This is a genomic window from Microbacterium sp. Clip185, assembly GCF_028743715.1.
Classification (GTDB): domain Bacteria; phylum Actinomycetota; class Actinomycetes; order Actinomycetales; family Microbacteriaceae; genus Microbacterium.
The window spans coordinates 2,716,732-2,735,064 of sequence record NZ_CP117996.1; the positions used below are offsets into that span (position 1 = coordinate 2,716,732).

Consider the following 18,333-nt stretch of genomic DNA (forward strand, 5'->3'; position numbering starts at 1 on the left):
ACCGGGGATCAGCCGCGCAGGCTCGAGACGTACGACTCGTACTCGTCACCGAGTCCGGTCTGCACCTGCTCCGGCGTCGAGCTGCCGTTGGCGAGGTTCTGCAGCTGGGCGACGAGGGTGTCGTAGAACGTCGGCGTGGGCCAGTCCGGGTAGAACGAGAGGCCGTCGGAGTCGAGGATCGAGTTGAACGCGGTGATGAGCTCCTTGCTCTTCTCATCCGTGATGTCCGACTCGTTCGCCGCCACCGGCACGCCGCCGTTGTTGCCGATGATCGCCTGGATCTCCGGGCGCAGCGTGATGTCGATGAACTTGTACGCCAGGTCCTTGTTCTTCGCGTTCTCCGGAACGACCCACAGGTTGCCCGAGGAGCCGAGGCTCAGCTTGCTGCCGGGGAAGTTGAAGATGCCCCAGTCGTAGCCGCTGATCTCCTCCGTGAAGCGGCCGTACCACCAGCTGCCCGAGACGAAGATCGGGTAGTTGCCGGCGATGAACGCGGTGCCCGCATCCTCCGCCTTCATGCCCGCGACGTCCGGGGAGATGTAGCCGGCGTCGACGTACTCCTTGAGGGTGTCGGTCGCGTAGGTGATCGGCTCGTCGTTCCAGTCCACCGGGTTCTTGTAGAGCTGGTAGTCGTCGACCCACGAGCGGTCGGCCTTGCTCAGTGCCAGCTGGTACCAGAGCTGTCCGAGCGGGTACTCGGCGCCCGCCTCGGCGAGCGGCGTGATGCCCTTGGCGACGAAGGCGTCGAGCACCTTCACGAACTCGTCGTAGGTCGTCGGCACTTCGAGGCCCGCATCCGCGAAGGCCTGCTTGTTGTAGTACACCGTGACGAACTCGCCGTAGTTGGGGATGCCGTACCAGGCGTCGCCGCCCATGACGCCGTCTTCGCTGTAGCGGGCCGTCGTCTGCAGCGAGGGGGCGAGCTTGTCGGCCCACCCGTTCTCCTCGACCGCCGAGGTGATGTCGGTGAGCAGCCCCTGGCTGGCCAGCAGACCCGCGGTCGCGTTGCCCTTGTTGTACTCCATGATGTCCGGCGCCTCGTCGGAGTTCAGGACCTGGCTGGCGGTGGAGCGGATCTGCTCGAAGCCCTTGGCCTCGAAGTCGACCTTCGCGCCGGTCTCCTCCTCGAAGACCTTGATCGCCTCGTCCCAGGCCTTGCCCATGGCGCTGTCTTCGCCCTCGTAGTGCCAGAGGGTGAGGGTGTTGGAGTCCTCCGTGCTGCCGCCGCCGCCCGAGCAGGCGCTGAGGGCGAGAGCGGCCACGGCGACGCCGCCGAGCAGGATGAGGGAGCGGTGTGTGGTGCGTGATGTGATGCGTGCCATCTTCGGCACTCCTTTCATGGTGACCGTCGGTGGTCGGGTGTTGCGGGACGGGAATCGCGGCTTATCGAAGCGCTTCGATCTCGCGCAGAAGAAGGGACAGGGGAGGGAGGGTCATCTCGACCGGGCGGCGACGGAGCCGACGTCGAGGTAGTGGGGGGCGATGAGGTGCACACCCGGTTCCGGAGCGGATCCGGCCAGGGCGGCGACGGCGAGCTCGACGGCGAGCTCGCAGCTTTCGGCGGGAACGAGAGGGATCGAGTCGAGCGGCGTGCTGAGGGCCGCGGTGTCGAAGGAGGAGCCGACCGAGACGATCGAGATGTCGCCGGGAACGCTTAGTCCCGCATCCGCGAGCGCATCGAGCACCCCCTGGTGCACATCCTCCGCGCAGTGCAGCACGATCGCGCTCACGCCCTCGGCCAGCAGGGCGCCGACCGCATCGCGGATCGTCGCGGTCGTCGGACGCGACTGCCCGGCGTAGCGGAACGCGGTGGGCACACCGCGGCGTTCGGCCGCCCGCTCGAAGCCGGCGCGCACGCGGGGCGGGAAGTTCGAGCGCTCGTAGGAGATCTCGGGATGGCCGAGCATCCCGATCGAGCGATGGCCCGCATCGATGAGCCGATTGGCCGCAAGAGCCGCAGCACGCTCGAAGTCGAGGTCGACGCACACGAGACCGTCCCGGTCGTTCGGGACGCCGATGAAGATGCTAGGCAGGGCGATCTCGCGCGACAGCGCCACGCGGGCGTCGTCGGGGGCGACGTCGAGGACCAGGATGGCATCGACCAGGCCACTGGCGGCCACTCGCCGCATCCCGGCCTGCGCGTCCTCGTCGGTCAGCAGCAGAATGTCGTAGTCATTGCGCCGTGCCGCCACCGCCGTGGCGAGCACGAACGCCATGTGCGTCGGCGCGTGCGTGTCGATGCGCAACGGCTCGGTGAGCGCGAAGATCTGGGTGCGCCTGCCGGCGAGCATGCGGGCGCCCGCGTTCGGGCTGTAGCCGAGCTCCGCCACGGCCTTCTCGATGCGCCGACGGGTGTCCACGGCGACGGGACGCTTGCCGCTGAGCGCGTAGGAGACGGTCGAGATCGACACACCGGCGGCCTGCGCCACCTCGTTGATCGTGACCATCTCATCCTCTTCGCCGGGTTGGTCGAAGCGCTTCGACGCTGCTTCGTCCAGGACTGTAGAACACGATCGGATGCCAGCGCAACATGTTTCGCGGAGAAAACAACAAACCGGGGGTCCATCGCGCGTTTGACGCAGACACGCCCGGCACGTCATAATCGGCCACATGACTGACAATGCACGTTCTCTGTCCGCCTGGGAGGCGAACGGGACTGCCGGCTCCATGATGGCCGGCCGCATTGTCATGTGTTGTCGAATGTGCCGCTGACTCGGTCACCCCGTCCGACGCCGCCGCGCATCTGAAGCGCCGCGCGTCCTCTGCATCCGCTCTGTGATGCTGCGCACCCGGCCCTGACCCTGGGCCGCGACTGACAACATACGAATCGGGCACGCGTCCCGGTTCATCTTCCGGCAAGGAATCCGCACATGTCCACTCCCGTTGCTCTCGACGACCGCACCACCGCCCGCCCCGCCCTGCGTCTTGTCACCGACGCTCCCGCAGCCCCCGCTCCGGCACCCGCCGCCGAGCGCAGTCTTCCCGCCGGCACCGCGCCGCGCGGCTTCGCGCTCTACGTCGGCTTCGACGAGGCGAAGGCCGCCGCCTCCGGCGTCTCCCTCGGCACGATCGTGGAGGCCCTGCGCCGCACGCTGCACGATCTGGCCCCCGCCGCAGAGACGTACGCGACCGTAGCGCTCGCCCCCGTCGGCGCCGGCGGCCGCGATGTCGACGTCGTGCGCCTGGCGCTGCACGAGCCCTCGGCGGTGGCCCGCACCAAGCCCGAGATCGAGGTCGAGGAGCGCGCCGAGGCCGGCGTCGTGGTCGACATCTCCCGAAAGCGCGTACTGATCGACGGCGAGTCCGCCGCATTCACCTTCAAGGAGTTCGAGCTGTTGCAGTACCTCGTGCTGCGCGAAGGACGCACGATCGAGCGCGCCGAGCTGGTCGGCTCGCTCTGGCAGCAGGGCGACGCGGACGCGCCGGGCGAGCGCACGATCGACGTGCACGTGCGTCGCCTGCGCGCCAAGCTGGGGCGCTTCGAGGACATCGTGCGCACGGTGCGCGGAGTCGGCTACCGCTTCGACCGGCACGCCGACGTGGCCATTCGCTACGGTCACGGCACCCCCTCCCCCGACCGGTTCTGAGTCGGTCGGTCCGCTGTCGGCGGGCCGACGTAGGGTGTGCACATGGATGCGGGCATCTCGACGATCGGGCATCGCCCGCCTCGATCCGCCCCACCGATCCACCCACGACCGCGCGAAAGCGTCTACCGCCCCCGCGGCGAGCTGGATCTGCACCGCACCGTCGTGTTCCAGCGGCGCGGGGCGCACGACCCCACGCTCGTCGTGGACGGCCACGTCATCTGGCGCGCGAGCAGGACCCCCGAGGGGATCGCCACTCTCGCCCTCCGCGCGAGCGGCGCCGGAGTGCGGCTGGCGGCCTGGGGCCCCGGCGCCGAGTGGGTGCTCGACCAGGCTCCCGCCCTCTGCGGCGCTGATGACGACAGCGGTGACTTCGACGCATCCCGCCATCCGCTCATCGCGGCGACGCACCATCGCCACCCGGGGCTGCGCCTCGGCCGCACCGACCTCGTCTTCGACGCCCTCGCGAGCGCGATCTTCGAGCAGAAGGTCACGGGCCTGCAGGCGTTCGGAGCCTGGCGACGGATCGTCACCTGGTTCGGCGAGCGCGCACCCGGGCCCACCCCGCGCCCGATGTTCGCGCCCCCCACGATCGACGAATGGCGACGCATTCCCTCCTGGGCGTGGCATCGCGCAGGACTCGAACCGCCGCAGTCGCGCGCCGTGGTCAAGGCCGCGGCGCACGGCGACAGCATCGTGCGCGCCGTGGCCGCGACCGCCGACAACACCGGTCGCGACCGTATCCTCACCAGCCTTCCCGGGATCGGCCCGTGGACCTCGGCTGAGACGCGCATCCGCGCCTGGGGCGATGCCGACGCGGTGAGCGTGGGCGACTACCACCTCGCCCACGAGGTCGGGCATGCTCTCACCGGCCACCGCGTCGACGACGACACGATGCTCGAGTTGCTCGCCCCATGGGCGGGGCAGCGGCAGCGCGTGATCCGACTGCTGGCGGCCAGCGGCGTGCACGAGCAGCGCCGCGGTGCGCGCCTCGCGCCCGAGGATCATCGCTCGCGCTGAGCCGCTCACCCCCTACGCTGGGCGCATGACGAACTCGCGCACGGGCTGGCCCCGCGGTCGGACCATGTGGATCCTGGGCACACTGGCCCTGTTCGCCGCGGGCATCGTGATCGGCATCGCTCTCGGATCAGTGTGGATCGGACTCCTGCTGGCACTGGTCGTCTCGATCGGGTGGCTCATCGCCTACGAGTCGTGGCGGGGACGCAACGTCGGCATCTACGATCGCGACGACGACGGCGCCCAGCTCTGAGCCTCACGCCCAGAGGGTGAGCTTGTCGGGATTGCGCACCAGCCAGACGTCCACGATCCTGCCCTCGGTGTCGACACCGAATGCGGCGAGCCCTACCGCTCGATCGTTCTGACGCAGCAGGTAACCGAGGCCGTCAGCCGTCTCGACCGGCTCGAGGCTCGCATCCGGCTGCTTGGCCAGGATCCCGAGAACGAACCTCGCGACGTTGTCCGCACCGACGACGGGGCGACGGGCGGCGGACACCCGGCCACCGCCGTCGGAGGTCAGGACGACCGCCGGATCCAGCGCGACCACCAGCTCCTCGAGGCGTCCGCTCGCGCACGCCGCGGCGAAGGCCGTCACGACCTGGTCGTGAACGGCGCGCGACGCGCGTCGACCGCGTTCCTCACCGACCTTGCGCCGAGCGGATGCGGCCAGCTGACGCACCGCGGCGGGCGAGCGTCCGACCGTCTCGGCGATCTCGACGAACGGAACACCGAACACGTCGTGCATCACGAACGCCACGCGTTCGGCGGGCGTCATCGCGTCCAGGACGATCTGCAGCGCGAGGCTCACCGAGTCGTCCAGCGTCACCGAGTCGAGCGGATCCGCCGCAGGCCGGGCCGCACCGATAGCGCCGGACGCGGGCACCGGCTCGGGCAGCCACGGCCCGACATAGCGCTCGCGACGGGCTCTGGCCGAACCGAGCACGTCGAGGCAGATGCGCGAGGTGACGCGATTGAGCCACGCCCCTGGTCTGTCGATCGAGGTGCGCTCCTGCTCCGTCAGCGCCACCCAGCGCAGGTACGCCTCCTGCACCGCGTCCTGGGCCTCCCCCACGTCGCCCAGCATCCGGTAGGCGAGAGCGATCAGCGACACCCGTTCATCCTCGACATCGCGCACAGCTGCCCCCTCTCATCCGTTCGACGACACAGCCTCTCCGATTGTGACCTCACGTTCCGCGGTGCTGCGTCGTCGAAGACACAGAAGCACCCGACGGACGGGGCGGAGAGGACGGACATGCGTATCGCGATCGCGGGAGGAACCGGATTGCTGGGCGGCAAACTTGCGCATGAGGCCAAGGAACGCGGGCACGAGGTGCGGCCGCTCTCGCGCGCGACCGGCATCGATCTCACGGCACCTGACGGCGTCGCCGAGACCGCGGCGCGGATCGACGGCTGTGACGCTGTCATCGACGTCCTCAGCATCGGCACCCAGAACGAGGCGACGTCGATCGCCTTCTTCGAGTCGGCGACGCGCTCACTGCTGTCCGCCGAGAAGCAGGCGGGGGTGGGTCACCACATCGCCCTCTCGATCGTGGGCGTCGACCGAGCGCCGGCAGCGTACTACGCAGGAAAAGTGGCACAGGAGAGAGCGGTGCAGGAGGGCTCCATTCCGTGGACGATCCTGCGAGCGACCCAGTTCCACGAGTTCGCGGCGCAGATGTTCACTGTCGCTGCTCGCGGCCCCATCCACCTCGCCCCGCGGATGCGCACCCAGCCCGTCGCCGCTGATGAGGTCGCTCGACGCCTGGTCGATCTCGCCGAAGCTCCGGCGCACGGGCGGGTTCCGGATCTGGCGGGCCCGCAGGAGGAGAGCCTCGTCGACATGATCCGGCGCTATGCGCGCGCCACGGGTCATCGCGGGTGGATTCCGGCGGTATCGCTGCCGGGACCATTCGGACGAGCGATGCGCGACGGCCGGCTTCTGCCCGCCGCCGACGCGACGATCGGACGACAGAGCTTCACCGAGTGGATCGCATCGCTGAGATGAAGGGACGGGCCGAATAGCGCGCCACCCTGGAGGGCGCGCACAGCGCGCTCCTAGGATGGGGCGCGTGACCACCACAGATCCTGCCCTGCCACCGATCGATCCCCCCGCCGCATCCGGCCCTGCTCTGCAGCTGCGCGGCCTGACCAAGCGCTTCGGGGACAAGGTGGCCGTTGCGGGCATCGACCTCGACGTGCCCACCGGCTCGTTCTACGGGCTCGTCGGCCCCAACGGAGCGGGAAAGACGACGACGCTGTCGATGGCCACGGGTCTGCTGCGCCCGGATGCGGGAACCGCCGTCCTGCACGGGGTCGACGTGTGGCGCGACCCCGTCGCCGCCAAGGCGATGATCGGCAACCTCGCCGACGGCGTGCGCCTGTTCGACCGGCTCACCGGCGAGCAGCTCATCACGTACACCGGGATGATGTTCGGCCTGGCGCGCGACGAGGTGGCCGCACGCACGGCCGATCTGCTGACTCTCATGGACCTCACCGAGGCGGCCGGCACCGCCGTCGTCGACTACTCCGCGGGTATGACGAAGAAGGTCGCGCTCGCCTGCGCCCTCGTGCACGCGCCCCGCATCCTGGTGCTCGACGAACCCTTCGAGTCGGTGGACCCGGTCTCCGCGGCGAACATCGAGGACGTGCTGCGCAGCTACGCCGGCAGCGGCGGCACGGTCATCGTCTCGAGCCACTCGATGGACCTGGTGCAGCGCATGTGCGACCACGTCGCGGTCATCGCGAGCGGACGCGTTCTCGCGGCGGGCACGATCGACGAGGTGCGGGCCGGTCAGAGCCTGCAAGACCGCTTCGTCGACCTCGTCGGCGGCCGCCACCACTCGGAGGGACCGCAGTGGTTGCGACTCTCCTGAAGCTGCGCTTCCGCGTCCTCGGCAACACCCTCGCCGCGAATCCCTGGCAGCTCGTCGGTTTCATCCTCGGCGGCCTCTGGGCCGTGGGGCTTCTCATCGGCGTGTGGATCGGGTTGTTCGCCGCGGGCTTCGCCGGTCTCGATGTGGTGACGATGGTCGTGACGGCCGGCGGCGGCATCCTCGTGCTCGGCTGGGCACTCGGGCCGCTGTTCGTCGCCGGCGTCGACACGACGCTCGATCCCGTCAAGCTCGCACCGTTCCCCCTGACGACGAACAAGATGATGGTCGCGCTCACGGCCGCCGGACTCACCGGCATCCCCGGCATCGCCTCGATCGCGGGCGCACTCGGCCTCTTCCTCGCGCTGTGGCGCTGGCCGATCGCTCTCGTCGCCGCCCTCGTGTGCATTCCGCTCGGCATCCTCACGTGCGTCGTCGTGTCGCGGCTCATCGCCGCGCTCAGCAGCAGCGCCGGCGGGAACCGCCGCACACGGGAGCTCCTCGGCGGTCTCGCGTTCCTCGTGATCATGCTCGCCGGGCCCATCACGATCGGCATCATGAACCTGCTCGACGCGGGTGTGAGCGCCGCAGGCAATCCCACCGACCGCATCGGCGGCATCATCTCCGCGGCCTCGTGGACCCCGATCGCCGCGGCGTGGGCGGTGCCGGCGACGCTCGCCTCAGGCGACATCCTCGGGGGCATTCTGAAGCTGCTGATCGGTGCTGCGACCCTGGTGCTGCTCTGGTGGTTGTGGCGACGGTCGCTGGCCGCGGCCCTGGTCTCGCCGCCGCGTGCGCGCACCGCCACGGTCAAGGCGGGCAAGATCGGCTGGTTCGGGCGCATGCCCACCGGCGGCACGGGAGCGACGTGGGCGCGTGCGCTGACGTACTGGCTGCACGACCCGCGCTACCTCCGTCAGCTCCTGGTGGTGCCGATCTTCCCCGTGCTCATGCTGTTCTACTCGGGCGGCGACGTACGCAGCCCGCTGTTCGCATACTCCGCCGTGCTCGTCGCTTTCGTGCTCAGCATCGTCTCCTACGCGGACGTGTCGTACGACGGCACCGCTTTCGCGACGGTGCTCGCCACCGGAGTGCGCGGCCGGCAGGACCGCGCCGGCCGTCTCCTCGCCGCCGCGGGGCTCGGGGTACCGCTCACTGTCGCGATCGCGATCATCACGGTGGGCCTGTCCACGGAATGGTCGTTGCTCCCTCCCGTGCTGGGAGCGAGTCTCGGTCTGCTGCTGACCGGATACGGCGTGTGCGCGATCAGCTCGGCATCGATCGTGCAGCCCGTCCCCGCCCCGGGCGACAGCCCGTTCAAGCGGGTTCCCGGAGCCAGCGTCGTGACGGCTCTGCTCATGTTCGTGATCTGGATCGGCATCGCGGTGCTCTCGTTGCCCTCGCTCATCCCCGCCATCCTCGCCGGCGTGACGGGCGACGCGATGTGGGGATTCGTGGCGCTGGCGGCGGGCCTCGTCCTGGGAGTCGTGTTCGCGATCGTCGGAGTGCTGGTGGGCGGACGCGTCTTCGACCGCAACGCGCCTGCCCTCCTCGCGCAGTTGCAGAGCTTCAAGGGCGCCTGACCGCGCAGATGACGAGGGCCCCGGAGCGCGTGCTCCGGGGCCCTCGTCATCTGGTGGGTCAGGCGGGGAAGAGCTCCTCCAGCACCCGGACGACGCCGTGGTCGAGGTGCGACGGCGCGCGCAGGCGGGCCCGAGCTGCCACATCCGGGTGCGCATTGGCCATGGCGTACGAGTGGTATGCCGCATCCATCATCTCGAGGTCGTTCAGGTAGTCGCCGAAGACGGCGGTCTGCTCGGACGACACGCCCAAGATCTTCTGCAGGCGCTCGAGCGCCACACCCTTGTTGACGCCGCGGTTCATCACGTCCACCCAGTGCGCGCCGGAGACGACGACCTGATGCGTGCGGGCGATCTCCGATAGCGCGGGAGCTGCGCCCGTCTCCGCGTCACCGAAGTCGTAGACGGCGATCTTGAGGATGTCGTCGTCCACCTGCTCCAGGTCGGACACATGCTCGAGCAGGGCGTAGTACTTCGCAGCCTCGGTACGGAACACGTCATCGTCGCGCTCGATGTAGGCGGAGCGCTTGCCGCACAGCACGACGCCGACATCCTCGCGCAGCCCTCGCACGCGCCCCAGCACATCGGCGACGAACGCACGGTCGAGGGTGTCGGAGGCCAGTTCCTCACCGTCGCGTACGACGTACGTACCGTTCTCGGCGATGAACACCATGCCGTCGGCGTGGCCGTCGAACTCGCGACGCAGCGTCGCGTACTGCCGGCCGCTGGCGGGCGCGAAGAGTGCACCGGCGCGCCGCATCCGCTCCAGGATCGGCCAGAGATCCTCGGGGACACGACCGTCGCCGTCGAGCAGAGTGCCGTCCATGTCGACGGCGACCAGGCGGATGTCGGATGCGGGCTCGCTCATCCCTCCATCCTCCCCGATTCGCCGGGCACATCTCAGCCCGGACTCATCGGCGCTTCAGCGGATGCACGGGGGGAACGGGCGATACGGTCGCGCTGAGCGACCCGAGGGGAAGACATGGACGAGCCCACGACCCGGCAGCAGCGATTCGAGCACGGCTGGGAGGTGCTGTCGTCGGTCGACGGAGAAGCCGGCGAACGCGTCATCGACTCGCTCTCCGGCGTCGCGCCCGAGCTCGTGCATCAGATCGTCGCCTGGGGCTATGGCGAGATCTACGCCAGACCCGGACTCTCTCCCCGCGACCGCCAGCTCATGACGCTCGGTATGCTCACCGCCCTCGGCGACACCCACACCGAGCTCGAGGTGCACATCGGCGCGGCGCTGACGGTGGGCCTCACACCGGAGGAGGTCATCGAAGCTCTGCTGCACTCCGTGCTCTACTGCGGATTCCCGCGCGCGATCAACGCCGTCGGCATCGCCAAGAAGGTGTTCGCCGAGCGCGGCGTCGCGCCGTAGCGATCACGCGGTTGCGGCCGCCTGATCGGCGATCGGTGCCGGCGTCTCGGCGTAGCTACGCGAGAGACGCCGGTACTGCGGCGACAGGAACGCGACCACGACGATCGCCAGCATCACGAGGCTCGCGGCCACGAACACGAGCGCGATCCCTCGCGCCTCGCCGTCGCCCAGCAGCCAGCGCCATCCGTCGCGACCGGCGTCGGTGCGCATGTACGGGATGAGCCAGAACTCGGCGAGCGGGCCGATCAGGAAGGCGGAGATCGGAGCGGCCGCGGACTCGATGCTGGCCGCGAACCCGAAAACGCGCCCCTGGGTTTCGTAAGGGACCACGCGCTGGATGATCGTCTGCTCGGCCGCCTCGGCCACCGGCATGAGCGCCATGAACACCAGCATCCCCACCGCGTACAGCCACCACCATTCGCGGAGGGCGAAGGTGAGCCCCAGCACGGAGACACCGACGTTGACCCACAGGAGGGTGCGCACGGGGTTCTTGCCGAGGCCGAACCGAGCGACGAGACCACCGCCGATGATGAAGCCGATGCTGGTGACACCGAGCACGATGCCCCACACCTCGACGCTGAAGAGCGTCAGACCGTACGGGTCCATGAGCGCCATGAACACTCCACCCACGAGGTTGTTGAACGTCGTGAACAGCAGGAGCGGCATGAGCCCGGGCACCGAACGGATGGCGGGAAGCACGCCGCGGAAGGTGAGCCGGCGAGGCGGCGCGTCCGGATCGTGCGCGACTCCTCGTTCGGGAATCGGCACGAACAGCAGATGCGCGAAGGCGACGGCGGTCGCGACGATGGCGATGAACACCGTCGGCCCCATGCCGAGCAGGCCCACCGACAGCCCCGAGAAAACGCTCGTGACCATGAACGCGACGCCCTGGACGGTGCCCACCAGACCGTTCGCACGGTCGCGGCGCTCGGCGGGAACGAGGAGGGTGACCGTCGTCGACAGCGCGATGTTGCGGAGGTTCTCGACCACCCCGCCGATGAGGATCACACCCGCGAACAGCCAGAACCACGGGCCGCCCCAGTCGATGAGAGCGGATGCGGGGATCGCGAGGAAGAGGGCGCCCGCCAGCAGATACGTGGCCAGGGTGATGAGGCTGGAAAGCACCATCACGGCCTTCTTCTTCATGTGGTCGACGATCGCGCCGAAGACGACGCCGAAGATCGCCACCAGCAGCATGTAGCTGCCGCCGATGATGGAGGTGGCGAGCACGTTGCGCGTCTCGAGGTACGCCCAGAACGTGAGCGCGAACCAGAGGTAGCTGGTGGTCACGTTGGCGACGAGCGTGTTGGCCAGCACCTGATAGAAGCTGCGCATGCGCGACGCCTGGGTGGGCTCGGCCGTGGCGGGACGTTCGAGCATGACGGGCTCCGCTTCGCTGGATGGTGGCTCCATCATGACGCCGGGCGCCGACATCCGCGAGGGTTCGGGTTTTCCCGAAGCCGGTCGTCGGGATTGCTCCGATGTGGCCCACGCGGTGCGCCCCTACTTTGGAGACATGACTTCCGCAGCTCCCACCGTGCGACGCGCGAGACGCCTCGCTCCGGCGCAGACCGCCGGGGCGATCGCCCAGCTCGCCGCGCTCGGCCTCATCGGCCCCTTCATCCTGAGCACATTGCTCGGCCTCCTCGGCACCGGACTAGGGCTCATCCCCGCCCTCGGCGTGGGCCTGGTCGTCCTCGTCGGACTCGTCTACGTCATGTACGCGGTCGGCTGGCTCGAGATTGCACGCATCGACGGGCTCTACGGACTCGGTCTCCCGGCACCGCGCTTCAGCCCCCGCCCGCGCCCGGGCTTTGGCGGCTACCTGCTCTCGCTCTGGCACCAGTTCATCGACCCCTCGATGTGGCGTGCGCTGGCTAACACCGCGATCGCCACCGTCATGGGCATCACGGTCATCAGTCTCGTCTCGATCGTCACCGGTGCGATCGGTGTCGCCTTCGCGCCCCTCTCGGGAGTCGACGAGGTGTGGATCGGCGTGGGCATGATCCCCGCCGGCTGGGCACCGGTGGTGGGGATTCTGGCGGCACTGCTCGCCCTGGCCGCCACCATCGGACTCGGCGTGCTGCACGGCGTGATCAGCCGCGCCATCCTCGGGCGCTCTCGTGCTGCGATGCTGGCGCAGGCCGCCCGCACCTCGGACGCGCAGCGGGCCGGAGCCATCCGCGCCGCCGACGTCGAACGCACCCGCATCGAACGGGACCTGCACGACGGCGTCCAGCCGCGTCTCGTCTCGGTGGGCATGACCCTGGGGCTCGCGCAGCAGAAGATCGACGACGACCCGGCCACGGCCAAGGCGCTGCTCGAGGAGGCGCACACCTCCACGAAGGCGGCGATCACCGAGCTGCGTCAGCTGGCCCGCGGCATCCACGCCTCCGTCCTCGACGACCGTGGACTGGATGCGGCGCTGTCTGCCCTCGCCGCCCGCTCGCACGTGCCGGTGGCACTGGACGTGCGCCTGGACGGCCGCTGCTCCCGCGAGGCCGAGACCGCGGTCTACTTCGCGATCGCCGAGTCGCTCACGAACGCGGCGAAGCACTCACGCGCAGCCGAATGCCGAGTGGTCGTGCGCGTCCGCGACGGCGGCACACTGTGGGCCCGCATCGAGGACAACGGCATCGGCGGTGCGCGGGTCCTGCCCGGCGGCGGCCTCGACGGGATCTCGAACCGGATCCTCGCCGCCGGCGGCAACGTCCGCCTCGACAGCCCGCAAGGCGGGCCGACCGCTCTGGAGGTGAGTGTGCCGTGCGCATCCTGATCTGCGAGGACTCCGTCCTGCTGCGCGAAGGACTCGTCCGACTCCTTGCGGACGCCGGCCACGACGTGGTCGCCGCCCTCCCGGACGCGACCGAGCTCGATGAGAGCGTGGTCACCACCGACCCGGAGCTCTGCATCCTCGACGTGCGCCTGCCCCCGACCTACACCGACGAAGGCATCCGTGCAGCGCTGCGCCTGCGTGCGGCGCACCCGCAGCTGCCGGTCCTGGTGCTCTCGCAGTACGTCGAAGAGCGGTACGCGAGCGAGCTGATCGCCGCGAACGGCGGGGCGCTGGGCTACCTGTTGAAGGATCGCGTCGCGGATGTGGCGGACTTCCTCGACACCGTGCGCCGCATCGGCGGCGGAGCGACCGTGCTCGATCCCGAGGTCATCGCGCAGCTGCTGAACCGTCGCACCCGCGACGAGCGGATGCGGCGGCTCACCGAACGCGAATCGACGGTGCTGGCGCTCATCGCCGAGGGGCGGTCGAACCAGTCGATCGCAGCGACCCTCTTCCTCTCGGAGGCCTCGGTCGAGAAGCACATCACCGCCATCTTCCAGAAGCTCGAACTCGAGCCCGGCGAGTCGGGCAACCGCCGCGTGCTCGCCGCCCTCGCGCACGTCGAGCACGGCGCCGGCGAATCCGGCCCTCAGACACCCCAGACAGGAGCAACACGATGAGCACGCTCACCCCTCCCCCGGCGACCCCCGACGAGGCCGCACCTTCCAGCACGGCGACACCGCCCCGGCATCCGGCCGGCAAGGCCGTCGCGATCACCGCGATCGTCATCGGCGCCGTCATCCTGGGCGGAACCGTGGTTTCGGGCGCCGCCAACGCCGTCACCTCCTCGCTGCCGACCTCCTCTCAGACGCTCACCGCGTCGACCGCCGGCGTCACCGAGGTCGACGTGGATGCGAACGCGGCGCTGTTCGAGCTGCGGTTCGACGACGTCGACGAAGCGACGCTCCAGGTCACCTCCGGCCGATCCGCCTGGCGGATGGAACGTGACGGCGACGAGCTGAAGATCAGCGCTCCGGACGGGTTCTTCGGCATCGGCTGGATCGGCCAGCAGCCGCGGGTCCTGCTCACCCTCCCGCAGTCGCTCGAGGGCGTAGACGCGTCGCTCACGCTCTCCGCGGGAGAGCTTCGCGCCACAGGCACCTTCGGCGATCTCGACACGCACCTTTCGGCCGGTAGCCTCATCGTCTCCGGCGAAGCCCGCACGATCGACTCGTCCATGAGCGCGGGAAGCTCCGACATCCGCCTGTCGGGTGTCACCGAGGCCGAGTTCGAGCTTTCGGCGGGCGACCTCACGGCGGAGTTGACCGGCAGCGCGCCGCGCAGCATCGACATCGGCGTCAGCGCCGGATCCGCGGACATCACCGTGCCGCGCGGCAACTACGACCTCCGCTCCAACGTCGAGGCGGGCGGCGTCGACAACCGGCTCTCCGCCGGCAGCGGCCCCCGCATCCCCGTCGAGGTCCGCGTCTCCGCCGGCGACGTCACCCTCCGCGACAACAGCTAGGCGCGAGCGCAGGAGGAGGATGAGAGGGTGACGTCCTCCTCCTTCTCCGCGTGGCTGCGGGCGCAGCCGTCGCTCGCCGGGTCGGCACCGGTTCTCGACACGGCCACTCTTCCCGATGAGCCCCACGTGCTGTTCGAACAGTGGGTGCGCGGCGCGGTCGCCGCCGGCGTCGCCGAGGCGCATGTGGCGACGCTCTCGACCGTCGACGCGGACGGGCTCCCCGACGCCCGCGCCCTCATCCTCAAGGACGCGAGCCCCCGCGGGTGGGCGGTCGCAGGTCCTCGGGCCTCCGCCAAGGCTGCGCAGCTCGCGGCGCACCCGGTGGCGGCCCTCAGCTTCTGGTGGCAGCCGATCGTACGAGCGGTGCGGCTGCGCGGCGGGATGCAGCCCGCCACCGCCGCCGAAATCGCCGCGGACTTCGAGGCCCGCCCGGAGTCCGCACGCGTCGGGCTGACATCCGCGGACTGGATGCTCTGGCGGCTCGTGCCCACGCACGTGGAGTTCTGGCAGGGCTCTCCCGACCGACGCCACACGCGCATCATGTACGAGCGGCAGGGCGAGAGCTGGCACCGCGAGGTGCGCGGGGGCGAGACGAGCGCCCCCGCGCAGGGAGCCGCATCCCGCCGATAGCCTCGAAGCATGCAGCAGGAGCAGGGTCTTTCGGGAGGCAACTCGGCGGGTCCCGTCTTCCGCGCGGGGAACACCGTGCGCAAGGCTTGGACGCCGGCATCTCCGCACGTGCACGCGTATGTCATGTCCCTGCGCGAGGCCGGCGTCGACGCGCCCGCGCCGCTCGGCCGAGACGAGCAGGGTCGTCAGGTGTGGGAGTTCGTTCCCGGCGCGCTGGCGGAGACGGGCCTGACGCGGCCGGAGCTTCATCGCGTGGGCACGATGGTGCGCGCGATACACGATGCGAGCGCGGGATTCGAGGTCCCAACGGGCGCCACCTGGGATTCCGCGATCCCGGCGCCCGGGGATGAGCTGGTCTGCCACAACGACCTCGCCCCGTGGAACCTCGTGACCGGCGAGCGATGGGTCTTCATCGACTGGGATGCGGCCGCTCCCAGCACCCGGCTGTGGGATCTCGCGTACGCCGCGCAGGCGTTCACGCTCAATGACCCGTCGCGCTCCCCCGCCGACGCCGCTGCGGATCTGGCCGCGTTCGTCGACGGCTACGAGGCGGATGCCGAGCTACGTGCGGCGCTACCCGCGGCAATGGCCGCCCGCGCGAAGGCGATGCACGAGCTTCTGCGCTCTTCCCACGCGGCGGGCCGTGAGCCCTGGGGCTCCATGTACGCATCCGGCCACGGCGATCACTGGCTCGCCGCATCCCGCTACGTACGCGAGCACGAGACGACATGGGCGCGGGCACTGGGCGCGCGCTCGACTCGGCTATGACGCGCCGAGGATGCTGCGCAGGGTCTCGGTGTAGTCCTCGAACGCGCGGCGTCCGGTCTTTGTCAGCGACAGATAGGTGACCGGCGTCCGACCGCGATGCGTCTTCTCGACAGAGACGTAGGACGCCTCCTCGAGCTTGCGCACATGAGTGGAGAGGTTGCCGGCCGTCATGTCGAGCAGTTCCTGCAGTCGCGGGAACGACACGCTGGTGCCGGGGTCGAGAGCCGCCAGAGCGGCGGTGATGCGCAATCGAGCTGCTGCGTGAATGACGGGGTCGAGCTCCGTCACTGTGCCACCCCAGCGACCGGTCGACGGCCGATCCACAGCGCGACGTAGGCGGCGGCCAGGAGAAAGACCCCGCCGCCGGCGACAGCGAGTACGAGCAGAGACGAGCCGGTGAACGGTGCGACGACGGCGACGAGCACAAGCCACGCTCCCATCGCGATCGTCGGCCAGTTGGGCCAGATACCGCCCGCGATCACGTACATGACGCCGACGAAGAGAACTCCGACCACCGGCAGGAAGACCCACAACAGGTCGGGGTCCATGCCGTTGTTCACGAGGCCGAGTCCGACGACGAACAGGCCGAGGAGCCCGACCGGCCACGCCAGGCCGAAGACCGGCGCCGCCCACTCGATCGGTCCGGTGTGACGCAGACCGCGCCCCATTCGCGCCCCGAAGATCGAGCTGACGACCAGCGCCCCCACCATCATCACGCCGCAGACCGTGAGCGCGACCGTGGCCGCCACCACGTCATGCTCCACCAGCCAGAGCGCCCCGAAGCCGATCAGGAAGGCCAGGCCCCAAGCGAGCAGGATCCACGGCACACCCCGCGCCTGCTGTCGTGCCAGCGCGCGCTTCTCGTGTTCGATCACGTGAAGCATCGCGGCGGGGGAGTCAGAAGAGGCAGCGTCGGCGGAAGTCATACTGACTTTGTACCGCAAAGTAGTCTGCAATGGCAAGAGTCGAGCGCGCCGCCTCAGAGCCCGAGCATGCGCTCACTGCGCTCGAAGAGCTCTCGCGCCAGAGCGGCATCGTCCGCCTGTGCGTGAGTGCGCGCGGGCTTGCGCTTCACGTAGTACTCGCCCGGCGCATAGTCACGACCAGGCTCGCCCTCCGCGAGGTACACGAGGGTGTCGGCACCCTTGGGGATGCTCGTGAGGAAGAGCTTCTTGAGGGGCGTCTGGTAGATCAGCCGCATGGGCGAGCTGGGGGCGTTCGAGAAGCTCGTGGCGATGTTGCCCGGGTGGAAGGCGACAGCCCCGATGCCCATGGAGCGGTAACGGCGGTCGAGCTCTTTGACGTGGAGGATCTGCTCGAGCTTGGCGGTGCCGTAGGCGCGCGTGGCACTGAAGGAGCGTTCGTTGTCGAGGTCGTCGATCTCCAGCTGACCGAACAGGCGCGCGCCGACGCTGGAGGTGTTGATGATCGTGGCCGCGGAGGCGATGAGCCGGTCCATGAGCAGCTGTGTGAGCAGGAACGGCGCGAGATAGTTCACCTGGAAGGTCATCTCGTGTCCGTCGATCGTGCTTTCGCGCACTTTGCCGAAGATCCCGCCGGCGTTGTTGGCGAGCACGTCGATGCGGCCGTACTGCGCGAGCAGATCGTCGGCGAGTTCGCGGACGCTGGCGAGGTCGGCGAAGTCCGCGAGATGCACACGCGATCCGACCTCTCGGGCGACCTGCGCCGTGCGCTCGGGATTGCGTCCGACCGGGATGACGGTGTGCCCCTGCGCGTGCAGCACCCGCGCCGCCTCCCGCCCGATGCCGTCGCTCGCGCCCGTGATCACGATCGTCTTGCCCGCCATGAGGCCTCCTTCGCCGCAGCTCGCGAAAGCCTAGTCCGCGTACCTAGCGGGGAAGCATGAAGACGAGCCCGAGCACGACCAGCAGGAGTGCTGCGAGAGAGACCGCCATGGCGTGTGCGTTCTGGCCGTATCGCGCGGCGCGTGCCAGCGCGATGATCGCCAGCAGCGCCCACAGCCACGAGGTGAACATGAATGCCGCCATCGGCATCAACGCCGCCATGCTGCTCGCGCCGGTCGTCGTCAGCATGATCCACGAGAACGACGCCCAGATGATCACCATCGGCACGAAGCCGAGATACGCGAGAACGAGAGTCAGCGCGCGCGGTGGGCGAGGACGGGGACGCGACTCGGAACTCATGTCGTCCTTCGGCATCGGCGAGGTGGGAACTGCCACC

Annotated in this window: 21 protein-coding genes; 12 read left to right on the forward strand and 9 right to left on the reverse strand. The window is 69.6% G+C overall.

The window, feature by feature from the left end; genetic code table 11:
* Positions 1 to 8: 8 nt before the first annotated feature.
* Together PQV94_RS13190 and PQV94_RS13195 are read right to left on the reverse strand one after the other, a co-directional pair.
* Positions 9 to 1,322 carry an ABC transporter substrate-binding protein gene (locus tag PQV94_RS13190; RefSeq protein ID WP_274286253.1) on the reverse strand — a complete coding sequence of 438 codons (1,314 nt, stop codon included), beginning with the start codon at positions 1,320 to 1,322 and terminating at the stop codon, positions 9 to 11.
* Between the two features lie 111 nt (positions 1,323 to 1,433).
* The gene (locus PQV94_RS13195) at positions 1,434 to 2,447 is read right to left on the reverse strand and encodes a LacI family DNA-binding transcriptional regulator (protein WP_274286254.1); all 1,014 of its coding nucleotides are present in this window, start codon (positions 2,445 to 2,447) and stop codon (positions 1,434 to 1,436) included.
* A 423-nt stretch (positions 2,448 to 2,870) separates the two neighbouring features.
* On the opposite strand from PQV94_RS13195, the gene PQV94_RS13200 reads away from it, so the two are divergent.
* From PQV94_RS13200 to PQV94_RS13210, 3 genes are read left to right on the forward strand one after another with little or no spacing between them, the layout of a single operon-like run.
* Positions 2,871 to 3,587: a winged helix-turn-helix domain-containing protein gene (locus PQV94_RS13200; protein WP_274286255.1), complete on the forward strand. Its 717-nt coding sequence runs from the start codon at positions 2,871 to 2,873 to the stop codon at positions 3,585 to 3,587.
* A gap of 42 nt (positions 3,588 to 3,629) precedes the next feature.
* Positions 3,630 to 4,604, forward strand: coding sequence for a DNA-3-methyladenine glycosylase family protein (locus PQV94_RS13205; RefSeq protein WP_274286256.1), 975 nt, complete (start codon positions 3,630 to 3,632; stop codon positions 4,602 to 4,604).
* A gap of 25 nt (positions 4,605 to 4,629) precedes the next feature.
* Complete coding sequence (locus PQV94_RS13210; RefSeq protein WP_274286257.1) at positions 4,630 to 4,854, forward strand: hypothetical protein; 225 nt, start codon at positions 4,630 to 4,632, stop codon at positions 4,852 to 4,854.
* 3 nt (positions 4,855 to 4,857) lie between these two features.
* Here the strand turns inward: PQV94_RS13210 and sigJ are convergent, their stop codons facing one another.
* A complete protein-coding gene (gene sigJ / locus PQV94_RS13215) occupies positions 4,858 to 5,736 on the reverse strand; it encodes an RNA polymerase sigma factor SigJ (RefSeq protein ID WP_274286258.1) in 879 nt (292 codons plus the stop codon).
* Between the two features lie 117 nt (positions 5,737 to 5,853).
* On the opposite strand from sigJ, the gene PQV94_RS13220 reads away from it, so the two are divergent.
* The 3 genes from PQV94_RS13220 to PQV94_RS13230 are packed head-to-tail and all read left to right on the forward strand — an operon-like array spanning position 5,854 to position 9,054.
* Positions 5,854 to 6,606: an SDR family oxidoreductase gene (locus tag PQV94_RS13220; RefSeq protein WP_274286259.1), complete on the forward strand. Its 753-nt coding sequence runs from the start codon at positions 5,854 to 5,856 to the stop codon at positions 6,604 to 6,606.
* A gap of 55 nt (positions 6,607 to 6,661) precedes the next feature.
* The gene (locus PQV94_RS13225; RefSeq protein WP_137417963.1) at positions 6,662 to 7,474 is read left to right on the forward strand and encodes an ABC transporter ATP-binding protein; all 813 of its coding nucleotides are present in this window, start codon (positions 6,662 to 6,664) and stop codon (positions 7,472 to 7,474) included.
* On the forward strand, positions 7,456 to 9,054 hold the full coding sequence (locus tag PQV94_RS13230; protein ID WP_274286260.1) for a hypothetical protein: 1,599 nt from the start codon (positions 7,456 to 7,458) through the stop codon (positions 9,052 to 9,054). The genes PQV94_RS13225 and PQV94_RS13230 overlap by 19 nt, the downstream gene beginning before the upstream one ends.
* 58 nt (positions 9,055 to 9,112) lie before the next feature.
* Here PQV94_RS13230 and PQV94_RS13235 read toward each other — a convergent pair whose 3' ends face one another.
* A complete protein-coding gene (locus PQV94_RS13235; protein WP_274286261.1) occupies positions 9,113 to 9,919 on the reverse strand; it encodes a Cof-type HAD-IIB family hydrolase in 807 nt (268 codons plus the stop codon).
* Positions 9,920 to 10,033: 114 nt separating this feature from the next.
* Here PQV94_RS13235 and PQV94_RS13240 point away from each other — a divergent pair, with 114 nt between their 5' ends.
* On the forward strand, positions 10,034 to 10,432 hold the full coding sequence (locus PQV94_RS13240; protein WP_274286262.1) for a carboxymuconolactone decarboxylase family protein: 399 nt from the start codon (positions 10,034 to 10,036) through the stop codon (positions 10,430 to 10,432).
* Between the two features lie 3 nt (positions 10,433 to 10,435).
* Here the strand turns inward: PQV94_RS13240 and PQV94_RS13245 are convergent, their stop codons facing one another.
* Complete coding sequence (locus PQV94_RS13245; protein ID WP_274286263.1) at positions 10,436 to 11,812, reverse strand: MFS transporter; 1,377 nt, start codon at positions 11,810 to 11,812, stop codon at positions 10,436 to 10,438.
* A 136-nt stretch (positions 11,813 to 11,948) separates the two neighbouring features.
* Here PQV94_RS13245 and PQV94_RS13250 point away from each other — a divergent pair, with 136 nt between their 5' ends.
* Genes PQV94_RS13250 through PQV94_RS13270 form a run of 5 tightly spaced genes read left to right on the forward strand, consistent with a single transcriptional unit; the run spans position 11,949 to position 16,131 of the window.
* Positions 11,949 to 13,208, forward strand: a complete 1,260-nt coding sequence (locus PQV94_RS13250) for a sensor histidine kinase (RefSeq protein ID WP_274286264.1) — start codon at positions 11,949 to 11,951, stop codon at positions 13,206 to 13,208.
* Entirely contained in the window at positions 13,196 to 13,888 is a 693-nt protein-coding gene (locus PQV94_RS13255) for a response regulator transcription factor (RefSeq protein ID WP_274286265.1), read from the forward strand. The genes PQV94_RS13250 and PQV94_RS13255 overlap by 13 nt, the downstream gene beginning before the upstream one ends.
* The gene (locus tag PQV94_RS13260; RefSeq protein ID WP_274286266.1) at positions 13,885 to 14,733 is read left to right on the forward strand and encodes a hypothetical protein; all 849 of its coding nucleotides are present in this window, start codon (positions 13,885 to 13,887) and stop codon (positions 14,731 to 14,733) included. Before PQV94_RS13255 ends, PQV94_RS13260 begins: the two co-directional genes overlap by 4 nt.
* 27 nt (positions 14,734 to 14,760) lie before the next feature.
* Positions 14,761 to 15,363, forward strand: coding sequence for a pyridoxamine 5'-phosphate oxidase family protein (locus PQV94_RS13265; protein WP_274286267.1), 603 nt, complete (start codon positions 14,761 to 14,763; stop codon positions 15,361 to 15,363).
* 9 nt (positions 15,364 to 15,372) lie between these two features.
* Positions 15,373 to 16,131 carry a phosphotransferase gene (locus tag PQV94_RS13270; RefSeq protein WP_274286268.1) on the forward strand — a complete coding sequence of 253 codons (759 nt, stop codon included), beginning with the start codon at positions 15,373 to 15,375 and terminating at the stop codon, positions 16,129 to 16,131.
* Here PQV94_RS13270 and PQV94_RS13275 read toward each other — a convergent pair.
* Genes PQV94_RS13275 through PQV94_RS13290 form a run of 4 tightly spaced genes read right to left on the reverse strand, consistent with a single transcriptional unit; the run spans position 16,126 to position 18,296 of the window.
* The gene (locus PQV94_RS13275) at positions 16,126 to 16,419 is read right to left on the reverse strand and encodes a transcriptional regulator (protein ID WP_234074558.1); all 294 of its coding nucleotides are present in this window, start codon (positions 16,417 to 16,419) and stop codon (positions 16,126 to 16,128) included. The two genes, PQV94_RS13270 and PQV94_RS13275, sit on opposite strands and share 6 nt — an antisense overlap.
* Positions 16,416 to 17,057 (reverse strand): hypothetical protein, encoded by a 642-nt coding sequence (locus PQV94_RS13280; RefSeq protein WP_274286269.1) that lies wholly within the window; start codon positions 17,055 to 17,057, stop codon positions 16,416 to 16,418. The genes PQV94_RS13275 and PQV94_RS13280 overlap by 4 nt, the downstream gene beginning before the upstream one ends.
* A 53-nt stretch (positions 17,058 to 17,110) precedes the next feature.
* Complete coding sequence (locus PQV94_RS13285; protein WP_274286270.1) at positions 17,111 to 17,938, reverse strand: SDR family NAD(P)-dependent oxidoreductase; 828 nt, start codon at positions 17,936 to 17,938, stop codon at positions 17,111 to 17,113.
* Between the two features lie 43 nt (positions 17,939 to 17,981).
* A complete protein-coding gene (locus tag PQV94_RS13290) occupies positions 17,982 to 18,296 on the reverse strand; it encodes a hypothetical protein (protein WP_274286271.1) in 315 nt (104 codons plus the stop codon).
* Between the last annotated feature and the right edge of the window lie 37 nt (positions 18,297 to 18,333).

Bases quoted from the DNA above. Each gene is read 5' to 3' on its own strand.
- PQV94_RS13245 (WP_274286263.1), bottom strand. From the start codon at position 11,812: ATGCTCGAACGTCCCGCCACGGCCGAGCCCACCCAGGCGTCGCGCATG.
- PQV94_RS13195 (WP_274286254.1), bottom strand. From the start codon at position 2,447: ATGGTCACGATCAACGAGGTGGCGCAGGCCGCCGGTGTGTCGATCTCG.
- PQV94_RS13260 (WP_274286266.1), top strand. From the start codon at position 13,885: ATGAGCACGCTCACCCCTCCCCCGGCGACCCCCGACGAGGCCGCACCT.
- PQV94_RS13210 (WP_274286257.1), top strand. From the start codon at position 4,630: ATGACGAACTCGCGCACGGGCTGGCCCCGCGGTCGGACCATGTGGATC.
- PQV94_RS13205 (WP_274286256.1), top strand. From the start codon at position 3,630: ATGGATGCGGGCATCTCGACGATCGGGCATCGCCCGCCTCGATCCGCC.
- PQV94_RS13270 (WP_274286268.1), top strand. From the start codon at position 15,373: ATGCAGCAGGAGCAGGGTCTTTCGGGAGGCAACTCGGCGGGTCCCGTC.
- PQV94_RS13190 (WP_274286253.1), bottom strand. From the start codon at position 1,322: ATGGCACGCATCACATCACGCACCACACACCGCTCCCTCATCCTGCTC.
- PQV94_RS13285 (WP_274286270.1), bottom strand. From the start codon at position 17,938: ATGGCGGGCAAGACGATCGTGATCACGGGCGCGAGCGACGGCATCGGG.
- PQV94_RS13280 (WP_274286269.1), bottom strand. From the start codon at position 17,057: ATGACTTCCGCCGACGCTGCCTCTTCTGACTCCCCCGCCGCGATGCTT.
- PQV94_RS13240 (WP_274286262.1), top strand. From the start codon at position 10,034: ATGGACGAGCCCACGACCCGGCAGCAGCGATTCGAGCACGGCTGGGAG.
- PQV94_RS13225 (WP_137417963.1), top strand. From the start codon at position 6,662: ATGGGGCGCGTGACCACCACAGATCCTGCCCTGCCACCGATCGATCCC.
- PQV94_RS13200 (WP_274286255.1), top strand. From the start codon at position 2,871: ATGTCCACTCCCGTTGCTCTCGACGACCGCACCACCGCCCGCCCCGCC.
- PQV94_RS13250 (WP_274286264.1), top strand. From the start codon at position 11,949: ATGACTTCCGCAGCTCCCACCGTGCGACGCGCGAGACGCCTCGCTCCG.
- PQV94_RS13235 (WP_274286261.1), bottom strand. From the start codon at position 9,919: ATGAGCGAGCCCGCATCCGACATCCGCCTGGTCGCCGTCGACATGGAC.
- PQV94_RS13220 (WP_274286259.1), top strand. From the start codon at position 5,854: ATGCGTATCGCGATCGCGGGAGGAACCGGATTGCTGGGCGGCAAACTT.
- PQV94_RS13290 (WP_274286271.1), bottom strand. From the start codon at position 18,296: ATGAGTTCCGAGTCGCGTCCCCGTCCTCGCCCACCGCGCGCGCTGACT.